Raw genomic sequence first — 26,878 nt, forward strand, 5'->3', positions numbered from 1 at the left:
AGCCATAATAAATTTTAGAATCGAGAGCAGATTTCTCTGCCCTCATATTCATTTGTTAACATTGATTTTGACTTGCACTTTTCACTAGTACTTTACGGAGGGTGCCTCTTCTTGTCTTTGATGCTAGTCATCATAAGACCACCACCCTCTTTCCTTGGCTCTTATGCACTTTGTCACAAAAAGATCTCTTCTTACTAAATTTATAAGAATTTACCACAAGAGATGTGGAACTTGTGCCTTTAAAACTCTTCATCATAAGACACACCCCTTTTTCTCTTGTAAACATAAGCCGCTGCACTCATAAGCATTAAACCAGCAAGAGTAAAGATCAACGTACCCCTGCCACCAGTAAGTGGATATTCCGCCTTACGGTTTTCAAGTTCTATTGCTTTTGTTGTGTCATAATCTCCATAAAGTGGCTTATCGCCTGCTAATACACTTAGGTCTAACTTATCTCCAATGGAGTCGTCTATTTGTGATTCAAGTACTAATTCAAATAGTTGGTCTGCTGTGCCTGTTGTGTTGTTATCATCAAGCTTACCAGTAAATTCCATTACTATTGAATCTGTTGTAGTGATTGGTTTATCTGTTGTAGATGTTTCTCCAAGCATTTCCTTTAGGCCGTATCTTGAACCTACAGTTCCTCCAGCACTTTGGAAACTAAATGCATCCATTTTTGTGAAGTCTTTTTCTTCTAATGTTTCAAGAGTTTTATCTCCATCTTTCTTAAGAAGAGCTACACTTACTTCTCCACCTATACCATTTGTATGGTTTTCTTTAAACTTCGGTGTAATCTTCCAGTCATTTTCCTTGATACGGATATATGACTCGTAAGATGGAATTGTCATTTCAGTGTGGTTAGGGTTAATAATAATTCTTTGTTTAAAGGTATTATTTGTCTTATCCACTTCTAAGATTTCACTTGTAATTAAACCATTAGCACTTGTCTTGTGAGTTGCCTTAGTCAAGTCTTTTTCAAGCACTTGCATTTTTCCATTTTCTAGCTTGAATTCTTTTATCCAGCCTGGCATCTTTCCATATCCCTTAGGTGCCTTAATTTCTTTAAGTGCATAGTAGCCTGGTTTGCTTGGATTTAGTACAAATTTACCATCTGTACCAGAAGTCACTGTCTTTGTTACTACTTTACCGTCTTCTGTAACCTCATAAGGTGCATATTCTCCTTCTTCAGTTTCTTTATACCAAACTTCGAATTCTGCACCTGGTAAGAAGGTTTCATGATTATCTCCATCAACCTTTATAAACTCAATGTCTTTGTAGTTTACAACATTTATTGGAGCTGTTCCAGCTGCTTGGCTTACTTTTTCAGTAGTTTCACCAGCAAGAGATGCTGCTGCAGATTTTAATGCTCCTGCCACTCTTGAAAGAGTTGAACTATTTCCATTTGTATCAGTTGTATCTTCTTTTGGTTTCTCAACTAATCTTGTAATTGTACCATTTGCTTCTACTGTGAATTCTTCTATATGACCTTCTATCTTCTTGTAGCCTGTTGGGGCTTTGATTTCTATTAGGGCATATTTTCCAGGAGATAGTTTTTCGTAGTGGATTAAACCATCTGCTCCAGAATTTTTTACTGATCCAGATACAGGTGTTTCTGACCACTTAGAAGTATTCTTATCGAATTTTATTAAACCGAATTTTGCACCCTCTAGTGCTTTACCTTCTTGGTCAACTTTCTTGAAGTTGATTTCATTTTTAGGGTTTATAGCTGTTATTTCAAGTTTACCACTAGCTGTGTTTTCATTTAACAAACCATAGACATAGTCTTGTCTCTCAACACCCATATATGGATAGCCATAGTAATTGTATCTATCAAAGTTAGTTGTCGCTTCATAGAAACTCTTGTCTACTTCTATACTTTCACCTGTATTTGGATCAATTTTATCTTTGATTTTACCAGCAACTCTTATTATATAAGTGTCATCTTCGCTTAGGAAATCGTGATAATTTCCATAATAGTCTTTGTAGGCTGATGGGAAAGTATATTCCAAACCTTCTTCTTTAGTTATATCTCCATACTTGCTACTAAATGAATATATATAACCTTGGTTTACAAGGTAATTAATATTAACTGCATAAGATGGAGGTAATATCAAGTTCTTATTGTTGTTACTATATTGGTTGTCAGGGTTTATATAATCATAATTAACCTTGTAAACATTGAAGCTTACATTTTCAATATCCATTCCTGGTGTGTATCTTAGAGTACCATCGAGAATATCCCTTTGATCTCTATTTACATAGATAATATGCTCAAACTCACCAGTCTTGTAATCAAAGTAGGTTATCTTAGATGATATATTTGGTAAACCTCCATTAACTGCATAAGGAGATCTATGAGTTCCTGCGTCGAATATGACATCAATATTTTGATATTGTTCTTGAGTATTTCCCTTCATCTTGAATCCTACAGGAACATTTTTAATAACTTCGTTATCTCCTACTGCAGGGAATTTAAATCTGTCAATATGAGATATTAATTTGTTACTAAAGTCTGTAAGTTCATAAGTGTTAGCATACTCAGTAAATGTGTAAATTATCACATTGTTTTGGTCGTCATATTCAGCCTTGGCAATTGTACCAATTCCATCTGCAAATATATCAAGTCCTGCTACTAAGTCTTTGTTGTAGATTCCGTAAAGGTCTGTATATTCACTTATATCTAATTGGAAATAATCTCCAGGTTTTATTACAGTACCTTCAGCTATCTTGAAGTCATTGTCAAAGGACAATAGATGAGCTGAGTTAGGATAAATTGTATTAGCTGTAGCTGTTGCTTCATCCTTATCTGGCTTTATAATTTGCATGTCAGATTTTTCAAGAGTAATTTTGCTTGTCAAATCTTGACCTGTTCTTGCGATTGGTCCAGAATATGGGTCTAATCCCTTACCCCCAACAGTAAATCTCCATTTTTGTCCAAGGTTTTGGTGACCGTCTCCAGGTTTTATCTCTTCAAGTTCGTAGTTACCAATAATTAGATTATCAAATATAAGTTTTCCATCTTGACCAACTGTACCAGTTTGTGTTGCATCTTGTGGAGTAGTTGCATCTGCGTTTTTCGCCAAGGATGTTCTTGTAAGTTTAAATTCTGCTCCTTCAACAAGTTTTCCATCTAGGTCTTTCTTGTTGATTTCAACTTTACCTTTTCCTGGTTTGTTGTTGATAATCTTACCCATGTTCTTTGCAGTAGCAGATGTTACGAAGTCTGTTAACTGACCTGAACCTTCTGCGTTTTTACCCGCGTATTGGATAATGCCGTTGGCATTGTCGTATTCAAGAGTTATGACACCTCTACCTGGGGTAATTTCTCCAGTTTCTTTATCTATATCGCCTTTTTCATAGGCTATTGTAAATTGAAGAACTGCTCCCTTAAGTGGTGCATAGTCCTTAGGTGGTCTAACTTCAAGTAGTCTATAACGACCTGGTTCAAGACCTCTAAATCCAAAGTAACCATTAAATGCAGATGATACTGTAGATCCTGGTACATCTTCATATCCACCAGCAACTTGTTTTTGAAGCTTGAAGATTGCGCCTTCAAGTCTGTTGTCAGTTACTGTTTGACTGTTAAGATCGTCTTCTGGATTATCACGTCCGTGTTTAGAAAATGTGATGTTGAACTTTTCTCTTTCATTTTCAACTACTAATCCTTCTTTTGGTATCTCAGTTGCCTTGTCTGAAGTATAGATAGGTTTTAGATTTATACTTGTATTAGCAGTATAAGTTGCCTTTCCATCTATTGAAGGGTCAATTATACCTGTTTTATAAGTTTTTCCATCAACTGTAATTTCCTTACCTACAAAGTTTGGATATTTTGCACCTGGTGCTTTATACTCTGTGACATTTTTTGCTTCAGTAAGTTCTTTAGCACCGCCTTGGTAAGATGCACCATGGAAAGCTTCATAGTATGAGTTACCATTTTCATCGAACTTAAGTTGCTTGAATTCTCTCTTTCCATCAAAGAAGTCAACTTTAAGGTCAATCTTACCTAAATCTTTTTCTGGTATATCAGTTCTCTTATATGGTTCCTTCTTAGCAGGATCCTTTGTTTTGAATAGTTCTTCACTTGAAATTATTTGTCCATTTTCATCAAGAAGATTGTAATTGTCATCATATTCTACTTCGTTAGTCACAACTCCATCAATTATTGAAGTGTCATAATAACCTTCTACATCAACGATGTAGACACCTTTTCCTAAGTTTAGTTGGTCTTCGTCGAAGCCCCAGTCAAATGGTCTCCACCTTGCAGTGTTTACCATAGACATATCCTTCTTAGAAAGGTCGTATGATCTTAGAATTGTGTCATATTTTCCATTCTTAACGTCTTCGTTTGCTTCTGGGTTTGTGATTTCGTAAGTTGTTCTGTAGGCTGTCTTTACACCTTCTTTTATTGTTACTGGAGGTTGTGATGGAGTGTCTATTTCTTCTCTCTTGTACTTAGGAGTGATTTGTACATTGATTTGATCACTGCCTGTGTATCCTCTAGTGTCTATATAGATTCTTTGGACAAAGGTCTTAGCTTCTGGGTCCAAGTAAGTCAATCTTGAGTAATACTTAATTCCATCATTGTCAAAAGATTTACCTGCATTTGCTTTTGTGTCATCTTCGATAAGACTTGCTGAAGTTTCTTGTGGACCCTTGTACTCAGCGTAAATACGTCCACCGTCATCTTTGACTTCAATCTTCCAGTCATTAGCTGCTTCCTTAAAGCCTACTGGAGCCTTTGTTTCTGTTAGAACATAGAATCCTTTTTCAAGTTTAACTTCTTTTTCGTCTTTGTCTTTAAATACTAGATCACCATTAGAGTCTGATTTTCCAGTAAGTGGAGTAAAGTCTTTATCTTCTGTTTCATAAGTTCCATCAGTCATCTTCTTGATAGTGAACTCTGCTCCTTCAAGAGGAAGGTCATTGATGTCTTTCTTTAAAATCTTTAGACCAAGTCCACCAGTTTTGTTTGTGATATCTAATGAATTACAAATATTGTTTTGTTCATCTTTAATAAGAATATCTTTTCCTTCTTCTGGAGTGAAGCTATCAAGTGGGTCGTCTGATTTTTTGAAAGTCGCTGTTACATTTACATCGCCTGCTGGCATTGTAAACTTGTTATCCTTTACTACTAGCTCTTGTCCATTTGAAGTTACTGTGAACTTATCTAATACATAACCTTTTTCTGGACTTGCAGTTAATGTTACTTCAACATCTTTTGCTGCAGAAGTTGGATTTGCAGAAATTTTTCCACCTTCTGTTGGTTGAGTAACTGTTACACTGTAAGTTTCTGGAGTTGGATCCTCAACTTTCTTGAAACTTGCTGATACTGTAACATTACTTGCTGGCATTGTGAATGTGTAGTCATTCATGTTGACATTTACAGTTTGCTCATTTGCATCTTTAACCGTTAAGCTTTCAAGTTTGTAATTAGCATCTGGTTTAACTTTTAATGTTACTGTTTCATTTGCTTTTGCAGTTTTTTTATCAGCGGTCACAGAACCATTTTGTGATGGGTTAACTGTAATAGAATATGTGTCGGCTTCTTTCTTTTCAAAGTATATATTAACTCCAACATCTGATTCTGGCATTGTAAATGTGTATGTTGTGTCATTTACTTTGTTAGTTTGTACAGTTCCTTTTGTACTATTAACTTCTAATGTCTTTAGTACAAATCCATCATTAGGATTTAATGTTAGTGTTACAGTTTGACCAGCCTTTATATTTTGATTTGGATCTGCAGTAACAGTACCATTCTCTTGTACATTAGGAGTTACTTTATAAGTTGTTTCCTTATTAATTGAACTTTCTTTTTCATAAACCTTTCTAAAGTATACTGGTGGTTTTGTATAACCATTGTTTCTGTAAGCTGCTCCAAGACCAATTGTACCGTCATTATTGTATTGGTTAACTTCAACTTCAACTAATACAGGATCTTTAATGCTGTCTTTTGTTATAAACATTTTTGTGTCCAAATTTCCAATAGAACCATTACTTTGAGTAAAGTTAATAGCCGTTTTAGCTCCAACAATATTATCAATTGTAGACCCTTGACCTACCTTATAAACACTTAATACATTAACAGCATCTTTAGGCATATTATATTGATTTCCATTAGCTTCTAGATAGAAATGTAGTGATTTTTTCTCATTTTTGCTAGTGTTTGTTAACAAGAAAACTTGCTTATATGACTTAGTATCCTTATTAATTTCTGTAACTTTAGATTCAATATATTGTGAGCCTTGTGCTTCAGTGACTTTTTCTTTATCAGATCTATTTGGATCAACTGCTTGCCAATCTTCTTCTGCTCCTTGTGCTTGAGGGATTGTTTCATCAGCAATTTCTAATCCAGCATTATCTACGCCTTGTGCTTCTTCCAATGAAGCATTTCTAGTTTTGAAATCTTCAATCTTTTCAGACCAAGTAGCTTTATTACCTATGACATTACTTATATAGAAAGTTTTGTCATCTGTATTTCCGTATCCCAATAGATTTTCTGAAAGAGTAACTGGATCTTCAGAGAAAGTATTTGCAGAATAAGAAACTGCTCTCATTTTATTTGCACAAGTTCCTTTATTAACTTTTATAGTTGCATTTTTTATCAACAGAAGATTCTTGAGCTGGGTCTAGATTAACATTATCTAAGCTGTTATATTTTTCTGCAGCCCAATAAGTTCCCCTATTTATAAAGTCCATTCCTAATCCAAAAGGTCCAGATTCTGGTAGGTCTGATTCTACTTCTACCATAAGAGTTTTACTTTGGTTAACTGTAGTATTGATTACAAACCTGTCAATATCTTTTCCGTCTTTGGTTCTTCTAGTCTCTATTTTAGATGTATATGGTACATCTATTCCAACATTTTCAATTTTATTAGGTTCAGAATTTGCTCCTACTTCTTTAATTGATAATATCTTTGTGTTTCCTTCAGAAAGATCTCTGTTTTCTGGATAGAAGTGGATTTCTAGCTGTGGATTATCCAAGTAATTTCTTTGTTTATTTACAATAAACACTTGTCTGAACTTCTTGTTTGCTTTATCTACTTCGGTAATATAACTTTTATTAGCTTTACCAGCGTTATAAGGATTTGAATCGTATGAAGATGATTTTCTCTCCCTTCCAGCATTTTCCTTATCTAAATCATTTACCTTTTGCCACTTAGGCCCTTGAGAACTTTCAGCATCGTTATCTCTTATATAAGTTTTGCCGTCTCTAGTTATTGTTACTGTCCAGTCTGTATTGGCTTTTTCATAACCTTGAGCTGCGCCTGTTTCTATAAGTTTGTAAACTCCTGGTTCTAAGTCTCTGAAGTTTACATATCCATTTGCATCAGACTTAGCGTATCTTTCATCTTCTTTTGGTTGTGGACCAGTAAGTTTAAACGTTGCTCCAGAAACTGCATCTGTAGAACCTGCTCTTATTTTTTTGAAAGAGAAGTTTTGTTTGTCTAATTTGTTAGTTACATCAAGCGAATCTTCTGAGATGTATGCACCCTTGATATTTCCAGCTTCACCTGTTTTTGTAACTGGTTCACCTTCTACAATTTGGTTGGCTCTGTCGTAATAGTCAGACTTCCAATATAGACCCTTATCAGTTTGAAGATCCATACCTGTACCTACTCCACCATCTTCAGATGTGTAAGGTACCTTTACATCTATAATAATAGGTTTTGTTATTTGTCTATTATTAAAGTCTAGATAAAGTCTTGGTTGGCCTGAGATATTTTGACTTGATGCTTTTACGTCTTTAATTTCTGTAAGGCCGTAGTTTTCTAATCTAATATCTTCTACTTTACCTTCTACTGCCTTGTCAAGTTCAAATATTTTATAAACTCCATTGCCTGCATACCAATCCATGTTTGTAAACTGTGGTTTTTCTCTATGGATTGATGCGTTGTTAAGAGTTATTGAGTCTGCTTCTGGGTTTATTACATATCTTTGGATAACATATTTTTGGTCAGTGTTTTTAGCAACTATTCTTGTACCAAGTTTATATGGAACTGGATAGTTGTTATAGTAACCAGTTTGTCTGTTATCCCCAAGAATCCATCCATCAAGTGGTCTTTTTGCAACATTAACCCATTTTGTTCCTTCTTCTCCAAGGATAGATTTGTTAACATCAGGGTCTGTTGTACCTGATGGTTCTACATAGTTGTAGACTTTTACCTTGTTGTCTGCATCTACTTCTACTACCCATTTTTTATTTAGCTTAGTGTAGCCTGTAGGTGCCTTAGTTTCTTCTAGGATATAAGTTCCTTGAGTTAAATCTTTGTTGAAGCTTACTATACCTTGGGCATTTGACGTGCCTGTTGCAAAGGCATCTGTTTGACCTTTTTTAGTTAGCTTAAACTCTGCACCTTCTAGTGGTCTGTTGTCACCGTCTTTTTTGTAGACAACAAACTTTTTAGCAACTGGTTGGTTGGTAACTTGAAGTGTGATATTGTCTCCACTAATTTGTTTACCAGTTGAGCCTATGCTAAATTCTGTTATTGTTACATTTCCTTCATTACTTACATCTACTGTCCAGGTCTTATCAGATTTGTTGTAATTTTCTGGTGCCTCTACTTCTTTTAGTGTATAGGATCCTGGTTTTAAATCTGTAAAGTCTATTTTACCATTTGCGTCTGTAGTCCTATAAATTGTGTTGTTTTCTTCATCTGTCAATGAGAAGGTTGCACCTGATAGTTTTTCACTATTATTTAGTTCATTTACTTTTTCTATACTAAATTTACCTGGTGTAAACTTATAGTTGAAAAGTCCAACTTTTTGGCTGAAGAATTTTGGAATTTCTCCACCTGTTTGGTCCCCAACGGCCTTGTTATAATTTGCTCTTGTAACAAAAGCAGAGTTGAATTTACCATTGGACATATTAAAGGCTCTCCAAGTATTGTTGAATTTATTCATATCGTCAATCTTGAAGGTTTGTTCAACTACATAACCATAATTAGTGTAAGGACCTACACTTGGCATTTGTATGTTTAAAGGTCCGTCTTGCCTCATAGTTCCAAATGGATTTAACTTATTTGGATCATAGTTAAGTGTAATACTTCCTTGTCTATCATTTGTTATAGTTCCTTCAGGATTGATACTTCTGCTGTATAACAATCGATAAGTTGACGGATCTTGTTCTGGCCTTATACCGAAAGACAATGGCAGATTTCTGTTAATCTTCTTATTGTATATAGTGCCTTCTATTGGTTGTGTGATAATTGAAGGCGATGTTCTATAAACTTTTACATCTCTAAGGGTAAAGGCTGGTGTTGTACCATTACCTTTCCAGTTAACATAGTTACCAGATTGGTAGTTAGTGGACTTCCAGTTAAAGTTTAGTGTGTCATTGTTTCCTTCATTTGCATATATAGGGTTGTAATATGCAAGTGCTGTTACATACCATTCGCCATCGTCGCCCTTATAGACATCTCTAAAGTAATATGATTGTGACGTTTTCGCGCCTGCTGGGTCATAGTCATAGTCCTCATAATTTGCCTTGACAGATTGTGTTATTGTTTGACCTTCTATACCCGTTTGTCCTGGTTCAACTGTTACAGTAAAGTCATATTCTCCGTCGTATTGGGCAAAGTATTTACTTGGAATAATACCTCTTAAGTTAATCTTTGCAGTACCCTCACCACCAGCTGAGTCTTCATTAAATACATAAGTCAGTCTGTTTGTGCTGTAATCAAAGTAAGGATCTGCAACTTCTTTACCATTTATCAATAGTTTAGGAAGTTCTCCAAAATATTGAGTAAAGTCAAGGTTAGGGTCAAATTGAATAGAGAATCTCTTGCCAGGAGCTGTGTCTGTAAGGTCAATAGTAGCTTCATATTTTAAAGATTCAAGTCTATAAGCTTCCCATACACCTGGTCTTTTACCAATATCCCCTTCTTCTCCTTCTTGGATAGATAGGGTTTGAGTTACTTTTTTTACTCCTGCTTTAGCATCTTCTTGAGTTTGTTCCTCATCTTCTATCCAATAATCTTTACCGTTTATTGGGTTACCAGCACCTGTTTTAAATTTAGCCTCATAAGTTACTTGATTTGAATCATCTACTGTCACATTAAAAATAACATTTGACTTGTCGTAACCTGCTGGTGCTTCAATTTCTTCTATTGTATACTTGCCTTCTGGTAAGTTTCCAAAGGATGCTTTACCTTCTGCGTCTGAAGTAACCGTAGTTATAGGATTGCCTTTTTCGTCTTTTATAACAAAAGTTGCGCCTGGAATTGGCTTTTTATCCTTATCGATTTTTAATACTTCTACAGGACGAGTTTGGAAGGCTTCGTTTGTAATAGTAAGGGTTGTGTCCTTCTTAGCATCTTCTGCTGTTGTAGGAGTGATGTATTGATCTTTTAATTTAGCTTGGTTATCTGTATCTTGGTCTGTTAGCCAGTCATAGTGGATAGTTTGACTTGTTGCATTCCTATCTTTGGTAGATTTTGCTACAACTAGGAATCCCCAGTCGTTTGCAAATCTTTCCTTAGGGAAAGTAATCTTATAACCTAGTTCGTTAGTGTAAGGATCTCTAGGTCTACGACTTGCTCTAATTGGTATATCATTTGGTGTTTTTAGGACATTAGTATTGCCTATCATGTTAATGGTGTTCTGGTCAACACTTTGTTGGATCATTTCTGTCCTGAGCGAGTCCCTATAGTATGGATTTACGTCATAGACTTGGACATCATCTAATCTTTTAATTTCCCCACCATCTGAAACTATATTTAGCCTTGTATCCCTATCAGTTGAGCCACCATGACTTGCTGCATTTGCTTTTAGGTAGATGTAAGTTGTTACATCGCCATTTTCATCAACTGTTGCATACTGCATTGCATTCATGTAGTCGGGATATCCGCCATCGGCAACTGACTTAGTAGGGTTTGCTCCTACTTCTAAGATTCCAGGTCCACCTTCTTTTGAAAGTCTGCCATTTTCGTCAACATATAGAATTGTATTTTCTGTGTTGACTTTAAAGCCTTTTGGAGCCTTAGTTTCTTTAAGAGTATGACGTCCAGGTTCTATGCTAGAAAATAGTGCCTTACCATTTTCATCTGTTACCACTTCAGGTCCGTTAAGGAGTTTGAAAGTAGCTCCTGGAAGTGGATTACCATCTTTGTCTTTCTTTAAAATCGTAAAGCTAGCAAATGATGGATTTTCATCTACTGTTGCACCGTTGTGAATGTAGTACTCGTCTGTTTCTTTTAGATAGTAGTTGTTATTTTCAAAGTATCTAATTGTTTTTCCAGTATTCGGATCTTTGTCAGTAGTTGGGAAATTTTCTTGGATAAGTTCTGGTTGAGCTTTTTTAGCTGTTTCATTTTCTATATCCCAAACTTTTACTTGTGGAATTGTTATTGTTCTAGTTGGGTCAGTGTTTTCTGATGCTAGGACGTCAACTTTTCCAAGTTCATCATTTGTATTAGGGTCTACAGCCTTAATAGTTTGACTTGGCATTTTTTGATCTTTTTGAAGTGTCCAAGATTGGTTTACCATAAGATCTTCGTATCTTGATATTGCTACTCCGTCAAGGGTTTGTGGCTCTTTGTTATCTTTAGGAATACTTGTGTCATATTCATATACTGCAATAGTTCCAACGTCACTTGATCCAGGGTTTTGACCTTGAGTTGGCATTGGATTTACATTTGTTTGAGTGCTTCCAACTTGAACCATCTTACCTTCAGCGTCTAATCCATAAACAGCAACTTGTCCTTTTTGGAAATTTTGGTTTCCAAGACTTCTTGTTTCCCAAGGAAGTTTTGTATCAGTTGGCTTTCCTTCTGCATCTTTATCATCACCAGTTGAAACTGCATCTGTTACTGTCCATTTTGCAGCATCATTTGATGTGAACTCACCTAATATTGTAGTTCTGTTATTCATGTCTACTCTATTCGGTGTAGATTCTTTTACCTTTTCTATTGACCAGCCTTCGTCTATAACGATTCTCTTTGCACCAACTTTTGGCTTGCCATCTTTGATCTTCTTAGTAAGAATTACTGAGAAATCCATCATATATTTTTCTTGCTTACCTGTTGTTGGTGTGAAGAGGTTGTAAGTTACTTCTCTAGTTCCTGGTGTTGGTTCGTGATGCTTAGAATCATTAATTCCAAAAACACCGTCAAGCTGTTTTGTTAAAGTTACATTATTATCACGACTTGTAATTTCTTTAAGACCTGATCCTTTAACTGCTGTAAAGTTGGCCTTGTATCCAAGTGTATCTAGATCAGTATCTGATGTGACTCTGATAGTCCAGTTGTAGCCTACTAATTCTCCGTCTTTTATTACTGGGTTTGCTACTGCATATGTGTCTACCTTGTAGTTAGAGTCGTCTGGTTCGATGATTTGAGTTACATCATCTCTACCTGGTTCAATAATAGATCCTACTATTTCACCATTTTCATTAACTCTTTGTGGTAAAAGATCTTTAGGTGCCTCCACTCCAAGTCCTGATACCTTATTGATTACTACAAAAGTTTTGTCTTCATTAAGCTTAATGTTTTCTATTTTGTAGTCTACAGGTATATCTAATGGCACACTAATATTTTCTTTTATATCTCTTGTTATAGTATAAGTTATTGTATTATCAGTAGGGTTGTAATTAGGCTCTGCTATAACTTGTCCATTGTATCTTATAGCTTCAAGATTTGTTCCTTCTTTTACAGTTAGCTGATCATCTAGATGTATTATAAAATATTGCCCTTTTTTTATTGGACCAACTGCTGTTGATGTGTCAAATCTAGTTTTAATAGTGAACTTCTTGTTTGCTAGGGTGTCTGTTAAATCAACATACATGTTAGGTCTTAAATTTTCTTCCCTATCTCTTTCAATAAGTTCTTGGAAAGCTTCTTCGTTGTCAGCCATAAGTTTTTCTTGGTCTTCTCTTGACAAGTCGTACTTATCTTCGAAAGTGTTAAGTAATGCTTGGATTTCTTCTAATCCATTTTCCTTGTTTGCAAGAGCTTTTTTTAGTTCTTTGTCTGCTCTTTGTAAGTCTGTAAGTCCAAGGCCTTCTTTGATTTTTTTCTAGTAGACCTTTTTCTTCTTCCTCTTCAACTTGCTTTTCTTCTATGTCTTCTTTTTTATTTAATTTATTTGATTCTTCAGAGTTTAGGCTATTTTCTGATTTTTTCTCTTGGTCTCTTAGACCTTTTTGTTTTTTTAATTCTTCTAATTTCTTTTCAAGCTCAATTCTCTTGTCACGAGCTTCTCTGTATTCAGCCTCTGCTTCTAAAGACTCTCTTTCGTTTGCTCTTGCTGCTGCTTCTTGTTTTGCTGCTTCAATCTTCAAGGCTTCAAGTTTTTCTTGTTCTAGCTTAGCTTGTTCTTCTTTCTTCTTTTCCTCTTGAGCCTTTTCTTCTTGAAGTTTCTTTTCGTCTTTTTCTATGTCTTCTTTTTCAGGAGCTGTAAGTACGTTATTTTCTTTATTAACTTGTTTCTTAGCTGGCACTAGGATTTCATAATCCCCTTCTTTTTCCACTGCTTTCTTTGCAGGTTTTTTTGCCGGCTTTAAAAAGTCTTCGGACTTTTCATATTCTGTCCTAGTATCTTTTTGTTTTTTCTCCTCGGTCTTAGACGATTTTGTTTCAAACAACTCATCAGTTAATTTCTCTTGATTTGTTGTAGTGGAATTTTTCATTTCAGCCTCTTCAAATAAGCCTGCTGCTGCGACAGCTACTGGGCTGAACACCTCCAATACCATTAATAATGCCAATATTAGGCAAGTAAATCTTTTAAAAATCTTGTCCATTTTTCCGCTCCTTTATTAATCAGTCTTAGCCTATACTAGGAAGTCGTGTATTTCTCTAGTAATATTATGTATATAATAATACAACAATCGTCAAATATCAATACTAAATTTATAAAATATAGTTTTTATTTGGCTATTTGCTGTCATTTTTTGGATTTTTGACAAATCTTTATTTTGATCAATATTGAATATAATTTATGAAATCTTTGTCATATAAATGTAATTTTGCTATTTTTGGCTGTTTTCTGCCATTCGCTTTATTGGAAGATTTATTAATATATATATTAGCATGGGCAAGTGTGAATTTATTGTATTTATTTTATACAATCTTTCATTTGAAGAAAATTTTTAATTTTTATTGTGAATTTTTCATGTTCTTATTCAAATTAGTAGGGTCTAGCTGGTTTTTTGTCTTTGTAATTTTTTAATTCCTTCTATTATAATCCTAAAAAAATACAATAGTTTTTTAAATCGAATTTTTAAAATAAATTTAATTTTTACTTTGCAAGCCTTTACCAATTTTTGATTTTATTTTTACTTAATAGAGCAATAAAAAATGCACTGTTTTGATAACAATGCATTTTTCTTCTATTATATAAGGTTTTTTATAAGATTTTATATAAGGTTTTTTATAAGATTTTTTGGATCATTTTAATTATATTTATTTTATGTCCCTTTTTATATTTCTCCATATTTTAAAATTCAAATTTTATTCGTATCTCAAAGCTTCTATTGGATCTAGTTTTGCCGCCTTATTGGCTGGGTAATAGCCGAAGAAAATTCCTATTAGCATTGAGAAACCTACGGCAACTACAATTGATCCTATTGACGGGAAGGTCTGTGCCTTTAAGAGATTTGAGCCCACAAGTCCTATTATTGTACCAAGGATAATGCCAAAGATTCCCCCAATTATGCAAATTATAACTGATTCGATTATAAATTGCTTTCGGATATCTCCTCTCGTCGCTCCCAGTGCCTTTCTTATTCCAATTTCTTTAGTTCTTTCTGTGACGGAAACTAGAAGTATATTCATTACTCCAATTCCTCCAACTAAAAGGGATATGGCAGCAATTGCTCCTATGGCTATTTGGATTGAGCCCATAGCATTATTCATCTGTGATATTTCGCTTTTGGCTGAATAATAGGCTGCTTCTGCACGAGGATTGTTAGCATAAAATTTTTCATTTATTTCATTGCAAATTGCCTCTGCATCTTCTTCTATGCTATCTGGATTTGTCAGTGTCATTGCCAAATCGTAGTAGACAGTTCTCGGTTCAGTCAAAAGTTCTCTATCGCCAGTAGTCCTTGGAATGTATATTGCAGAGCTAGATCCATTTAGGGACTGACCCATGACCTGCATCTCTTCGTATTCATAGACACCAATTATTGTGGCAACAATAAGTTTACCATTTGTTTCGATCTTTACTTCTTTACCTAAAACTTCTGGTGCAGATGTTTTGTAAATTTCATCTAAAACTTTGTCAGATATTACTGCAACTAATTTGCCACGAGCTATATCTTCGTCTTTTAAAAATCTTCCAGAAATCATTTTTAATTTAAATATATTTTTTTCTCCAGGAGACGTTGAAGTTATATTTACTGCTTCTTTGTTTCTTCCTTCTTTTACATAGCCTTGGGCACTTGCTCCGTGATAGATAAGCTCATCTATTCTCTTGCCCTTTTGTGACTCCAGATAATTTATTATGTTTTCTGTAAAGTAATCATTCTCACTTAGCTCGCCGCCATCGTAATCTGCATTTTTGGGTTTGACATACATCTGAACTGCTGTGTTGGCAATGGAGTCAAAGGCCTTGTTGACAGATTTTGTAAGTGAATCTCCTATTGTCGTGATCCCAATAACTGATCCTATGCCGATTATTATGCCTAACATAGTCAAAAAGGATCTCAGTTTATTTGACCTAAGTCCCTCTAGAGAGAGTTTTATTGTTTCTAATAAATCCATTAAATCTCCTCCAAAAGTCCATCAGTCATCTTATAAATCCTGCCAGCTTCTTCTGCCAATTCCATGTTGTGAGTGATGATTATTATTGTTCTCTTTTCTTCTTTGTTTAGCTTGTGAAATAAATCCATGACATTTCTTCCAGTTTTGGAATCAAGAGCTCCAGTTGGTTCGTCTGCCAAGATTATATCGGGATTATTTGCCATGGATCTTGCTATGGCAACTCTTTGTTTTTGTCCACCAGATAGTTCGTTGGGCAAGTGGTCCATTCTGTCTTTCATCTCAACTATTTCAAGAAGTTTTTCTGCTCTTTCTGTTCTTTCTTTTTTTGAAACTCCTGCATAAGTCATGGGAAGTTCCACGTTTTTTAGGGCATTGGATCTTGGGATTAGGTTAAAGTTTTGAAAGACAAAGCCAATTTTTTTGGATCTATAGGCAGAAAGTTCGCTGTCCTTTAATTTTGATATGTCCACTCCATTTAATTCATAATAGCCAGAAGTTTGTCTGTCCAAAAGCCCAATGATGTTCATAAGTGTTGATTTTCCAGAACCTGACTGACCTACAACTGATACAAAATCGCCGTCATTTACATCAAAGTTTATGCCATGAAGGATTTCAAGTTCATTTTCTTTTCCTATATTAAAGGACTTTTTTATGCCCTCCATTTTTATTAGATTATTGGTCATTTTTATCCTTCTCTTTATTCTCTGTGTTTTCAAGAATTTTTACCTGACTGCCTTCTCCATAACCAGCTGATGTCGTCAATACTTTTGATCCATCTTTTAGGTCCTTTGATTTTATGGCAGTTTCGGCATCATTTTCTAGTCCTTTTATGACTTCAACTTTTTCGATTTGATAGTTGTCTTTGCCTGCTTCCTTTAGGGCTAGGACATAGGATTTTCCATCTCTATCAAAGATGGCTTCGCTTGGGACTTTGAAGGTATCTTTTTCTTCGCTAATGATATATTTTACTCTTAGGCTCATGCCAGCAGAGAATTTTTCTTCTTGACCTTCTTCTATTTCTATGACAGTTTTGTAAAGGACTTCGCCAGTTTTATTTTCTTGAGAAGCTTCCATTGGCACTGGGTCTATGGAAATTACTTTCCCCTTGTAAACTTCTCCCACAATGGAATCTGATGTAATTTCAACTTGTGTTCCCACGCTTATAGAATTTTTGTCGTATTCTTTTATTTGAGATTCTATTCTTAGGCTTTCTACTGTTTCGATTTTGGCAAGAGAAGCTGTTGGAACTTGTCCTTCTTTTGCGTTTACTTCTGTTATTGTGCCATCTGCTGGTGCTTTTATCATAACTTTTTCTAATTCTTCTGTTAGGTTTTCGATTTCCACGCTGTCTAAGTTATTTGCATTTGCCTTGGCTGTTTTTAAGTTGTCTGAAAGTCCAGATATTTCATTTTCAACTTGATTTTTTGTGGACTCAAGATTTTTCTTGGCATTTTCGTAATTGTTTTTCGCAGTGTCAAGGTTTTGTGCAAGTGTTTTTAATTCATCATCACGAGATTTTTGTGCCTTTAGAACCTTATCTGCATCTGCGTAAATATCTTCTTTTGCCTTATCCACTTCAAGTTTTGTGGAGTCAACTTGTTTTGTTTGAGCTTCCAATTCTTTTTCTATGGCATCAGCTTCAGATTCGTATTTTTGTTCATCTGCCTTGGCATTTGCAAGTTCTTCAGATATTCTATTTACTTCAAGTTCTATTTCTGTTTGTTCTCTTGTAAGATTTTTTATGTCTTCCTTTAGATTCTTTATTTCTCTTTTTACTTTTTCTGGATCAGACTTATTTCCAGCTTCATTAATAGAAATAATTTTTTTGTTCAAAGTATCAGTATTGTTTTGATTTCCTGCTTCAAGATTATTTATATTATTTCTCTTATTTTCAGTTTCTCCTCTTCCTCCAAGAGGTTTTGCAATTTGTCCTTCTTTTTCTGCTATTTGGGACTGTTTTTCACTAATTTCAATTCCTATTTCAGTCAAATCTCTCTTGGCATTATCTAGTTGATTTTGAAGATAATTTTTTTGCCTTGAAGAATTTATAGCAAGAGCTCTATTTTCAGCAATTTTATTTCTATTAGAATCCATATCTTCTTGTAACTGCTTGTATTTTAAGTCAGTCGCTTCTTCTTGATAAGCTAGGTTTTCCCTTGTGTTTCTCTCTGCAACAATGCCTTGATTGTATCTTTCGTCAATACTTCTTTTAAAATCATCGTAGGATTTTTGTGCTGCAAGATATTGGTCCATTGCTTGAGTTAGACTTGTTTCAGCAGCAACTATTGCGGGATTTTTGCCAGAGTTTTTTCCACTTACTGCTTCAGATAATCTCTTTTTAGCAGCAGATATTTGTGCAGAGACATTTTTATCTGTGGCTTCCTTTTGTGCCTTTCTAGCCTTTAGCTGTTGCTCAAGACTTGAGGAATCAAGTTTTGCTATGACATCGCCTTTTTTAACTTTGTCGCCCACTTTTACATTTACTTCTGTAACTGGCAAAGTCTTTTCAGAAAAAACTTCCACAGAATTTGATGGCACGACTTTTCCCTTTTCACTCACTGAGTTTGTCAAATCGCCCTTAGTTAGGCTTACAACTTGATTTTTGGAAATCCCCTCAGCATCTTTTCCAGATATTTTCGCAAAAATTGGCTTTAATATCAAGAAAAGAATAAGTGCTAAGATAAGTCCTGCAATTATTTTATTTCTTTTATTTTTTAAAATTAAGTTTTTCGTACTTATGTAAAAATTTTTCATATCTACCTCCAAGCATCATTATATAGTAAATTTCTCACAAATTACAATAGAAAAGACTTGTATAAATCCTTAAAAATATATTAAAAAATCCTTAAATTCTCTTGTAAGCTTTAGCTCATTAATTATACAATATAAGTTATAAAGATAAAATTAAGCTATAATAATTTTGGGGGTGCTAGAGTGTTAGAATATTTTATCTTACTATTATTCATGGTAAATTTATTTCTTGCAATTATTTTTGATATATCAATTGTACTTGCCCTCTTTGCAAATTTAATACTCTTAATATTTTATGCTTTTATCAAAGACTACAAATTAAAAGAAATATTTGAAATGGTCTATCAAGGTCTTTTGGAGACCAAGACAATTCTCTTTGTATTTATTTTAATAGGAATGATAACTGGAATTTGGCGACTATCTGGCACTATTGCCTACATAATCTATTATGGGACAGGTTTAATTTCTCCCAAGTTTTTTTATATTGGAGTTTTCCTATTTAACTCCCTAATTTCACTTTTGACAGGGACAAGCCTTGGAACAGCATCCACTTCTGGAATAATTTCTATGTCAATTTCAACAGCAATGAATTTTAATCCACTGATAAGTGGCGGTGCAATTTTATCCGGTTGCTATTTTGGAGATAGGTCATCTCCAATGTCCACTTCTGCCCTTTTAGTTGCGACACTGACAAAGACAGACCTCTATGAAAATTTAAAAAATATGTTTAGGACTTGTGTGATTCCACTTATTTTAACTTTAATTAGTTTTCAGATTTTTAACTTTGGAAGTGAGGCAGAGCTTAATTATGACAGTTTAAAATCAATTGCAGATATGTTTAATTTTAATTTTTTATTAATTATTCCAACTCTTTCTATTATTGTTCTTGCAATTTTAAAAGTTGATATAAGGTTAAACTTAATAATTTCTATTGTCTTATCTGTAATTTTTGCAGTAATCTTTCAAGATAAGGGACTTATAGAAATTTTTAGAGCTTTAATTTTTGGTTTTCACATAGATTCTGAAAGTGGAAGGCTCATAAACGGTGGAGGACTTCTATCCATGAAAAAAATGCTTTTGATAGTTGGAATTTCTTCTGGCTACTTTGGTTTTTTCAAGAACACAGATCTTTTGATGTCTATAAAAAAATATGTAAATAAAATGTTTGAAATTTTGCCAGACATGGTGGTCATGTCCATAATTTCTCTTATAATTGCAGCTTTTTCTGCCAACCAAACTCTAACTTCTATGATAACTTATGAAATGGCAAGGGAAAATTATGAGGATCCCTATAAACTTGCCTTGGATTTGGAAAATTCTGCAATAATGACTCCTCTCTACATACCTTGGAATATAACAGGAAGAAGTCCCATGGAGTTGGTTGGAGGTCCAATTTCTGCAATCCTATTTTCCTTTTACCACCACTATATAGTCTTGGTAAACACAATAATTTCTATAATAGATTTTAAGAAAAACAAATAAATTTTTTTACCTTACACTTTCGCTTTAATTTTTAAAGCGAACTTGTAAAGTTTGTCATTATTTTAAACTTTTACATTAAAAAAACTCAGGCAAAACCTGAGTTTTTTTTATGCTTTTTTCCATTGTTATCTTCTTTGATATTTCATTTATTACTTCAACTACATCTTCAAAAGCTAAATTTCCAATATACTTATTTTCATTTACATAGATTTCCCACAAGTTAGTTAGATAACTATCATTTCTAATATCTTCAATTATTTCTTCATAATCTCTAAGAATTTCTATGCTATTTCTTTTTTCAGCAGTTTTAGCTATGGCTTCATTTAAGATTTTGTAATCTATTTCTTCACTTTTTAAATTGTAAAGTGAGTAAATATCATAAAAATCTCTCATTCTCGTAGTCGCAATATTTCTCTTTATTATGCTTTCATATTTTTCTGCAAGTATTGTTTCTATTGGGTACGCAAGCACTTTTATATTTTCATCACTAAAAATACATGAATAAGAATATTCCATTTCCCTTGGAGTTATAACATCTCCAGTAGTTATATCTAATTTCATTGGGTTTTTAGTTTTGCCAATTTTTGCGATTAATGAAATTCTAAAATCTTCATAATCGTCATCTTCTCTAATATATTCTATTGATGTCATTTCAAATTCTATGCCATCATCGACAGAAATGTCTAAAATTTCTTCTACAATATCTTTGATTATTTCTTTTCTTAAAGGCAGACCCTTTAGTGTTGTGTCCATATCCATGGTAGTCCTATTTTCTATTCCAATTATGGAAGAAATTAGAAATCCACCTTTAATTACAAAGTTTTGTTTGTATTTGGATTTGGAAAGTCTTTCTAAAAATCTTTCAAAAAAATACATTTGAAGAATTTCTTGAGAACTTAAATTATTGTTTTCTGAAAAATTTCTTATTTTACCCTTTATACTTTCTATATTAATCACGACAATACCTCAATATACTTTTTTACATCTTCTTCTATTTTAAAAAGTCTGCTGTACTTTATTAGCTTCCTTAGATCTTTATTTGAAGAATTAAAATATTTCCTTATGCCATCTGTAAAAATTTGTCTATCTATTTTTTCTCTATCTATTATTATGTCGCAAATTGTCCTCTCTCTATCATAAGCTGGGACTAAACTTCCCATAGGTGTTTCTACTTTAGTAAGACCTATTTCAAATAAATCTTTTTTTACGTAGTGTAGTTGTAAGTTTTCATATCTTTTTTTTATGTGACTTGCATTATAACCCTGCGGCACAGAAATATGAAATATATTCGGTGTCCTATCTGATAAATCGTGAAGATAAAGTGCCGTCTGATATGAAAATGCTATCCTCATGCTATTTGAAGAAATTAAGAGAAAATCGTCAACTATTTCTCCTCTCACTTGATATACTCCAGGTCTTAATCTCTCTAAAACTTTTTTATTATTTAGATCTGATAAAACGTGTCTACTATATCCAAGTCTTTCTGCTTCTTTATTGGTAATTATTGAATTATCTTCTAAAAATTTATTTAAGGCATTCATATCTTCACCTCCTTACACTTTCGCTTTAATTATAAAATATTAAAGCGAAGTTGTAAAGTTTGTCTATAAAATTTTATGTGAGGACATAAAGATAACTCAGAAGAATTCTCCTGAGTTATCTTTTTTATTAGCCAAATTTTTTATTTCTCAAAAAATTTATAGGCTCTTATACTTTTGTAAAGCTTCTTGGTTTAAGTTTATTTTCTATTGCTCCCAAGATAAAGTCTGCTAAAACTGCCATCAAGGCTGTTGGGATTGCTCCTGCAATTATTATTGGAGATCCATTTGCCACTGTGATTCCTCTTGTGATTATATCTCCAAGTCCTCCAGCTCCTATAAAGGTTCCCACTGCTGTGACACCTATGGCAAGGACTAGGGCATTTCTTATTCCACCCATGATTATGGAAATGGCAAGGGGAAATTCTACTTTTGTCATTAGCTGAATTTTTGTCATACCCATGCCAGTTGCTGCGTCAACTAATTCTGGTGTAACTGAATTTATTCCACCAACTGTGTTTTTCAAAATTGGAAGAATTGCGTACAAAAATACTGCAAAGACCACTGTGTTTGGTCCAGTTCCAATTAAAAACATAAGTATGGCAAGCATGGCAAGGGAAGGGATTGTCTGCATTACATTGGCAATACTAATTGTAAGTCTTGATAGTTTTCTTCTTCTTGCTACGAAAAAACCAAGGGGAATTGCCACTAATGATGCGAACAAAACTCCGTAAATGGATATGAGAAAATGCCTAATAAATTGTTCAAAGACATAGGATGCATTCTCCATATAATATAATATTACATCAGACATTTTTTCCTCCTTCCGCTAATTCTTTGTATTCTTTAATTTTATTTTTATCGACTTTTACATCTTCAAAATAATTATTTTCTTTTAAGAAGTTTTCTGCCACTACTGAAGGCATAATCAAATCTTCATCTGCTTGTCTATTTAATTCTTGCATAGTTTCTGATGAGATTTGTCCCACAAGTTTCATAATTGATTCTTCAACTTCTGGATATTTTTCGACTATTGCCTTTGATGCTACTGGCGAACAATCATAAGGTGGGAAAAGTCTTTTGTCATCTTCTAAGACAACTAAGTCATAAGATGAAATTTTCCCATCAGTGGAATATCCAAGGACTACGTCCATTTCTCCACTGGCAAGGGCTGTATAAACAAGTCCTATGTCCATGGGATAGACTGTGTCAAAGGAAAATCCATAAATTTCTTGAAAGGCCTTGTATCCGTCGCCTTCTCTTTTAATCCAAGCAGTGTCAACTCCTACTTTTGTCTTGTCTTTTATTTTTTCTAGGTCAGAAACTGTTTTAAGATTATTTTCTTCTGCAAACTTTTTAGTAACCATGAAAGCATAAGTGTTGTCAAATCCAAAGGATGGGTACCAATATCTTTCCCATCTCTTGTAATATTCTTCCATTACAACTTTTTCTGCTTCTTTTGGATCTTTTATTGGATCCATGCCAAGTTCACCACTTAGTGCTGTTCCTGTGTACATGGCACCAACAACATTTACATCGCCCTTTAACATGGCTATGTGATTTAAAACAGATGATGATAGATTGGTTATTAGTGAAACGTCAAGCTCTGTGTCGTGTTCTATCATTTGTTTTACAACTTCACCTAAAATTTGTCTTTCTGTGTTGGATCCAGTTGCCACAACTACAGAAGTTTTTGTGTTGCCACCAATTCCTGGTAGGGTACAAGATGTTAAAAAGATTGGCAAAATTATAAAAATCAAAAGATATTTTTTAATTTTTTCATCATGCCACCTCACTTTTTTTGTCTGGAGATAGTTTATCCTCTAGGATTCCAAATAATAGGTCCACAATTATTGCCATAAGTGTTACTGGGATTGTTCCCCAAACTACCATTGGCATAATTGCATTTGTAAGTCCATTAAAGATAAAATCTCCAAGTCCACCTGCTCCTACATAGGCAGCAAGAGTTGTCCAAGCAAGGACATAAACTGCTGAAAGTCTAATTCCACCCATGATAACTGGCATTGCCATAGGAATTTGAACTTTAAATAAAACTTGAGAAGGAGTCATTCCCATTCCTTTTGCTGCGTCAATTAGATTTTCATTTACTCCATCTATTCCAAGATAAGTGTTTCTCAAAATTGGAAGAAGAGAGTAGATAAAAAGTGAAACTATAGCTGGCCTTTTCCCAACTCCAAAAAGTGGAATCATAAGAGCCAAAAGGGCAAAGGAAGGAACTGTTTGTAGCACTGAAGCTATTGCCATGACAATTTTTGCTGCTTGCTTTGATTTATTTAAAAGTATTCCCAGTGGAACTGCCACAAGGATCCCAAAAGCAAGGGAAATTGCTGCAATAAAAAGATGCTCCATAGATTTTGTCAGGATTTCTCCGCTGTTATTTATTAAAAAATCAATCATTTTCATCACCTATTTTCTTAGGTGACTCACCTGATGCATCCTTCATAAGTTCAGACAAGTTGTCCTCTTCAAAAATTTCTTCCTCTTCTTCCTCTTCTTCATTTTCCCAAAGATTTGTATAAATTGTATCTACAACTGATGCCCTTGTCACTAGTCCAACAAGTTTATTTTCATCATCTACAACAGGAAGATTTTTTATGTCGAGATTATAAATGTCGCGAATGGCATTCATAATAACTGTGTCTTTATCTATGGCATAGACCTTATCCATTACTTCTTCAAGAGATTTTATATTTTTACCGAACTTTCCTATGTCAAACATGCCAACTGATCCAAGTAGATGTCCCTCATCGTCTGTAACGAAAATTGTATCTACTCTTTTCTTTCTCATAAGGGCAAGGGCATCGTAAGTTGACCTTTCCTTTGGAAGAGAAACTGGATTTTTTAACATTATTGTTTCAACAGTCCTATAAGATGTTTTTGCTTCGTTTAATTTTTCTTGACCAAGCATATCTTCTACATACTTTGATTTTGGATTTTTGAGTATATTTTCTGGAGTGTCAAATTGTTCAACGTGACCCTTTTTCATAATTACAATTCTATCTGCAAGTGATAGGGCTTCGTCCATATCGTGGGAAACAAAGACAATAGTCTTTCCCATTTCTTTTTGAAGTCTTTTTACAAGTTTTTGTAGGGCATCTCTTGTTATTGGGTCAAGGGCACCAAAGGGTTCGTCCATTAAAATTATGTCTTGGTCTGCTGCAAGAGCTCTTATAACTCCAATTCTCTGTTGTTGTCCACCAGATAATTCTGATGGGTATTTATCTAAGTAAGATAGTGGCAAGTCCACCTTTTCGATTAGGTTTTCTGCAATAGGTCTTAATTTTTCTTCGTCCCACTTCAAAAGTCTTGGGACAAGAACTATGTTATCGTAAACTGTCATATGTGGAAGGAGTCCAATTTGTTGGATTACATAGCCAATTTGTCTTCTGAGATCAACTGGATCCATGTCCTTTATGCTGACGCCGTTTATGAGAATTTCTCCACTAGTTATATCGTTCATCCTATTTATCATTCTCATGCAAGTAGTCTTTCCCGATCCACTGGCTCCAATAAAGCATATAAATTCGCCGTCTTTAAATTTTAAATTTATATTTTCCGCTGCAACCTGATTACCGGGGTAGATTTTGCTGACATTTTTAAATTCAATCATTAATAATCTCTCCTTTTCATCAACTAACTAAATCTATTATACCCCAAAAGTCATACTTTCAAAAATTTTTGACTTCATACTTTATTTTGTTAGTGCTATAATTTATTTGTAAGATGTTATTATTTGTTAAGGAGGTTATTATGGCTAACGATTATCATGAACCGGCTAGTGAAATGACAAAAAAGTCTAGAGAAATTATTAGGGCGATTAACTCACTAAAAGAAGAAATAGAAGCAGTGGACTGGTATTACCAAAGAGTTGCTGTTACTGACGACAAGGAATTAAAGGAAATCATGTGGCACAATGCTGAAGAAGAAATTGAACACGCAATGATGACACTTGAATGGTTACGTCGCAACCAAGAAGGCTGGGACGAACAAATGAGAACTTACTTATTCTGCGAAGGTAGCATTATGGAAGCAGAAGAAAATAAAAAAGAAGAAGAAGACGAAGATAAAAAGGATAAAAAATCTAAAAAGACAACAAAAAAGAAAAGTAAATAAGATTTTTAAATCAAAAAACTGCTTGGACTTATTTCTCCAAGCAGTTTTATTTTTATTTTAAATTTTTTTCATCCTAAGATCTAAGTTCTTTTCATCAATTTTGTACTCTGTGTATTCTTTTATCAAGGCATAAATAGTTGATGCTAGTGGAATAAATGCCCACATGCCAACTACTCCAAAAAGAGATCCACCAATAGTTATAGCTACAAGAGTCCAAAGGGATGGAAGTCCAACTTCTTTTCCCACAAGTTTTGGATAAACAAGATTTGATTCAATTTGTTGTAAGATTACAATTAAAATTATAAAAGCAAGACCCTTTGTTGGATCTTCTATTACAATCATGACAAATGCCATGGCTCCTCCAAGGAAGGGACCAATTATTGGCACAAGATCTGTAACTCCAATTATTACTCCAAGAGTCGCCGCATTTGGCATCCTCAATATTAAACTACATATAAAAGTTGCAATTCCAATAAAAGTTGCTACTGTAAGTTGTCCCCTTATGAAACCAAAAAAGTTTTCGTGAAGAAGGTGGAAAACATGAATTATTTTGTTGGCAACTTTGTTGTCAAAGCATGAATAACAAATTCTTGTGGCTTGATATCCAAGTCTTTCTTTTTCTGCCAATACATAGATAGATGTTATAAGGGCAAGGAAGAAAGAAACAAGTCCACCAACAATACTCGATGCAGTTGAAAGTGCAGAGTTAAGTATATAGGATGACTTTTCGTCTGATTTTACAAAACTCTTTGCCTTGTTAAAAATTTCATTCCAAGACAAGTTGTCGTATTCAGCTTGTAACTTGTCTGAATAATTATTTAAATAAGGAATTTCTCTTGTCTTATCTATTGCCATTTGCAAGAAACTTGGAAGTGACTTCCTAAGTTCGTTAAAGGAATTTATAAGTTGGGGCACTATTATTGCACTAATTAAAAATATAAGAAGTATTAATACAATAAAGGAAAGGGCAATTGATATTGACCTCTTGTGTTTTTGAAATTTTTCATTTTTAATTTTGTCAAAAACTTTTCTTTCTAAAAAGTTTAGAGGTATTTTCATTATAAAAGCAATTACTCCACCTAGAATAAAGGGAGCACAAATTCCTATGAATACTCCTAAGCCAGAAAATATAATTCCGCTATTTCTAAATAAGTATGCTACAAATAAAAGGGCAAGTCCCAACAAAAATATCTTCTTGTAGACATCAGTTTTAAAAGATAATTTTGATGTCAATTTATTTTTTTCTTTTATTTCTCTTTCTTCTTCCATCTTTCA

The 26,878-nt window shown here is 34.0% G+C and carries 15 protein-coding genes; 2 read left to right on the forward strand and 13 right to left on the reverse strand.

The genetic code is table 11. The features are described 5' to 3' along the window. Positions 1 to 239: 239 nt before the first annotated feature. From HGPT_RS05770 to HGPT_RS05790, 6 genes are all read right to left on the reverse strand, one after another. The gene (locus HGPT_RS05770) at positions 240 to 6,605 is read right to left on the reverse strand and encodes a SpaA isopeptide-forming pilin-related protein (RefSeq protein WP_051007899.1); all 6,366 of its coding nucleotides are present in this window, start codon (positions 6,603 to 6,605) and stop codon (positions 240 to 242) included. Then, positions 6,577 to 12,876 carry a SpaA isopeptide-forming pilin-related protein gene (locus tag HGPT_RS05775; RefSeq protein ID WP_051007900.1) on the reverse strand — a complete coding sequence of 2,100 codons (6,300 nt, stop codon included), beginning with the start codon at positions 12,874 to 12,876 and terminating at the stop codon, positions 6,577 to 6,579. Before HGPT_RS05775 ends, HGPT_RS05770 begins: the two co-directional genes overlap by 29 nt. A gap of 22 nt (positions 12,877 to 12,898) precedes the next feature. Beyond that, the gene (locus HGPT_RS08705) at positions 12,899 to 13,735 is read right to left on the reverse strand and encodes a hypothetical protein (RefSeq protein WP_019138888.1); all 837 of its coding nucleotides are present in this window, start codon (positions 13,733 to 13,735) and stop codon (positions 12,899 to 12,901) included. Between the two features lie 709 nt (positions 13,736 to 14,444). After that, positions 14,445 to 15,698 carry an ABC transporter permease gene (locus HGPT_RS05780; protein WP_019138889.1) on the reverse strand — a complete coding sequence of 418 codons (1,254 nt, stop codon included), beginning with the start codon at positions 15,696 to 15,698 and terminating at the stop codon, positions 14,445 to 14,447. Continuing rightward, a complete protein-coding gene (locus HGPT_RS05785; protein ID WP_019138890.1) occupies positions 15,698 to 16,381 on the reverse strand; it encodes an ABC transporter ATP-binding protein in 684 nt (227 codons plus the stop codon). Before HGPT_RS05785 ends, HGPT_RS05780 begins: the two co-directional genes overlap by 1 nt. Beyond that, complete coding sequence (locus HGPT_RS05790; RefSeq protein ID WP_019138891.1) at positions 16,371 to 18,452, reverse strand: efflux RND transporter periplasmic adaptor subunit; 2,082 nt, start codon at positions 18,450 to 18,452, stop codon at positions 16,371 to 16,373. Before HGPT_RS05790 ends, HGPT_RS05785 begins: the two co-directional genes overlap by 11 nt. 180 nt (positions 18,453 to 18,632) lie before the next feature. On the opposite strand from HGPT_RS05790, the gene HGPT_RS05795 reads away from it, so the two are divergent. Beyond that, positions 18,633 to 19,931, forward strand: a complete 1,299-nt coding sequence (locus tag HGPT_RS05795) for a Na+/H+ antiporter NhaC family protein (RefSeq protein ID WP_019138892.1) — start codon at positions 18,633 to 18,635, stop codon at positions 19,929 to 19,931. A gap of 75 nt (positions 19,932 to 20,006) precedes the next feature. On the opposite strand, the gene HGPT_RS05800 is transcribed toward HGPT_RS05795, so the two are convergent. From HGPT_RS05800 to HGPT_RS05825, 6 genes are all read right to left on the reverse strand, one after another. Next, positions 20,007 to 20,888: a nucleotidyl transferase AbiEii/AbiGii toxin family protein gene (locus tag HGPT_RS05800; RefSeq protein WP_019138893.1), complete on the reverse strand. Its 882-nt coding sequence runs from the start codon at positions 20,886 to 20,888 to the stop codon at positions 20,007 to 20,009. Continuing rightward, positions 20,885 to 21,472 (reverse strand): type IV toxin-antitoxin system AbiEi family antitoxin domain-containing protein, encoded by a 588-nt coding sequence (locus HGPT_RS05805; protein WP_019138894.1) that lies wholly within the window; start codon positions 21,470 to 21,472, stop codon positions 20,885 to 20,887. The genes HGPT_RS05800 and HGPT_RS05805 overlap by 4 nt, the downstream gene beginning before the upstream one ends. A gap of 166 nt (positions 21,473 to 21,638) precedes the next feature. After that, positions 21,639 to 22,283: an ABC transporter permease gene (locus HGPT_RS05810; RefSeq protein ID WP_019138895.1), complete on the reverse strand. Its 645-nt coding sequence runs from the start codon at positions 22,281 to 22,283 to the stop codon at positions 21,639 to 21,641. Further along, entirely contained in the window at positions 22,276 to 23,265 is a 990-nt protein-coding gene (locus HGPT_RS05815; protein WP_172633945.1) for an osmoprotectant ABC transporter substrate-binding protein, read from the reverse strand. The genes HGPT_RS05810 and HGPT_RS05815 overlap by 8 nt, the downstream gene beginning before the upstream one ends. Beyond that, positions 23,252 to 23,887, reverse strand: a complete 636-nt coding sequence (locus HGPT_RS05820) for an ABC transporter permease (RefSeq protein ID WP_019138897.1) — start codon at positions 23,885 to 23,887, stop codon at positions 23,252 to 23,254. Before HGPT_RS05820 ends, HGPT_RS05815 begins: the two co-directional genes overlap by 14 nt. Continuing rightward, on the reverse strand, positions 23,880 to 25,100 hold the full coding sequence (locus HGPT_RS05825; protein WP_019138898.1) for an ABC transporter ATP-binding protein: 1,221 nt from the start codon (positions 25,098 to 25,100) through the stop codon (positions 23,880 to 23,882). The genes HGPT_RS05820 and HGPT_RS05825 overlap by 8 nt, the downstream gene beginning before the upstream one ends. 140 nt (positions 25,101 to 25,240) lie before the next feature. On the opposite strand from HGPT_RS05825, the gene HGPT_RS05830 reads away from it, so the two are divergent. Beyond that, on the forward strand, positions 25,241 to 25,603 hold the full coding sequence (locus HGPT_RS05830; protein ID WP_019138899.1) for an encapsulin-associated ferritin-like protein: 363 nt from the start codon (positions 25,241 to 25,243) through the stop codon (positions 25,601 to 25,603). 57 nt (positions 25,604 to 25,660) lie between these two features. Here the strand turns inward: HGPT_RS05830 and HGPT_RS05835 are convergent, their stop codons facing one another. After that, a complete protein-coding gene (locus tag HGPT_RS05835) occupies positions 25,661 to 26,872 on the reverse strand; it encodes an AI-2E family transporter (protein WP_019138900.1) in 1,212 nt (403 codons plus the stop codon). Between the last annotated feature and the right edge of the window lie 6 nt (positions 26,873 to 26,878).

Source organism: Peptoniphilus timonensis JC401, from assembly GCF_000312025.1.
GTDB lineage: Bacteria > Bacillota > Clostridia > Tissierellales > Peptoniphilaceae > Peptoniphilus_A > Peptoniphilus_A timonensis.

Excerpts from the sequence above, each read along its gene's own strand:
- HGPT_RS05835 (WP_019138900.1), bottom strand. The coding sequence starts at position 26,872 with ATGGAAGAAGAAAGAGAAATAAAAGAAAAAAATAAATTGACATCAAAA.
- HGPT_RS05780 (WP_019138889.1), bottom strand. The coding sequence starts at position 15,698 with ATGGATTTATTAGAAACAATAAAACTCTCTCTAGAGGGACTTAGGTCA.
- HGPT_RS05820 (WP_019138897.1), bottom strand. The coding sequence starts at position 23,887 with ATGATTGATTTTTTAATAAATAACAGCGGAGAAATCCTGACAAAATCT.
- HGPT_RS05810 (WP_019138895.1), bottom strand. The coding sequence starts at position 22,283 with ATGTCTGATGTAATATTATATTATATGGAGAATGCATCCTATGTCTTT.
- HGPT_RS05785 (WP_019138890.1), bottom strand. The coding sequence starts at position 16,381 with ATGACCAATAATCTAATAAAAATGGAGGGCATAAAAAAGTCCTTTAAT.
- HGPT_RS05790 (WP_019138891.1), bottom strand. The coding sequence starts at position 18,452 with ATGAAAAATTTTTACATAAGTACGAAAAACTTAATTTTAAAAAATAAA.
- HGPT_RS05830 (WP_019138899.1), top strand. The coding sequence starts at position 25,241 with ATGGCTAACGATTATCATGAACCGGCTAGTGAAATGACAAAAAAGTCT.
- HGPT_RS05805 (WP_019138894.1), bottom strand. The coding sequence starts at position 21,472 with ATGAATGCCTTAAATAAATTTTTAGAAGATAATTCAATAATTACCAAT.
- HGPT_RS08705 (WP_019138888.1), bottom strand. The coding sequence starts at position 13,735 with ATGGACAAGATTTTTAAAAGATTTACTTGCCTAATATTGGCATTATTA.
- HGPT_RS05825 (WP_019138898.1), bottom strand. The coding sequence starts at position 25,100 with ATGATTGAATTTAAAAATGTCAGCAAAATCTACCCCGGTAATCAGGTT.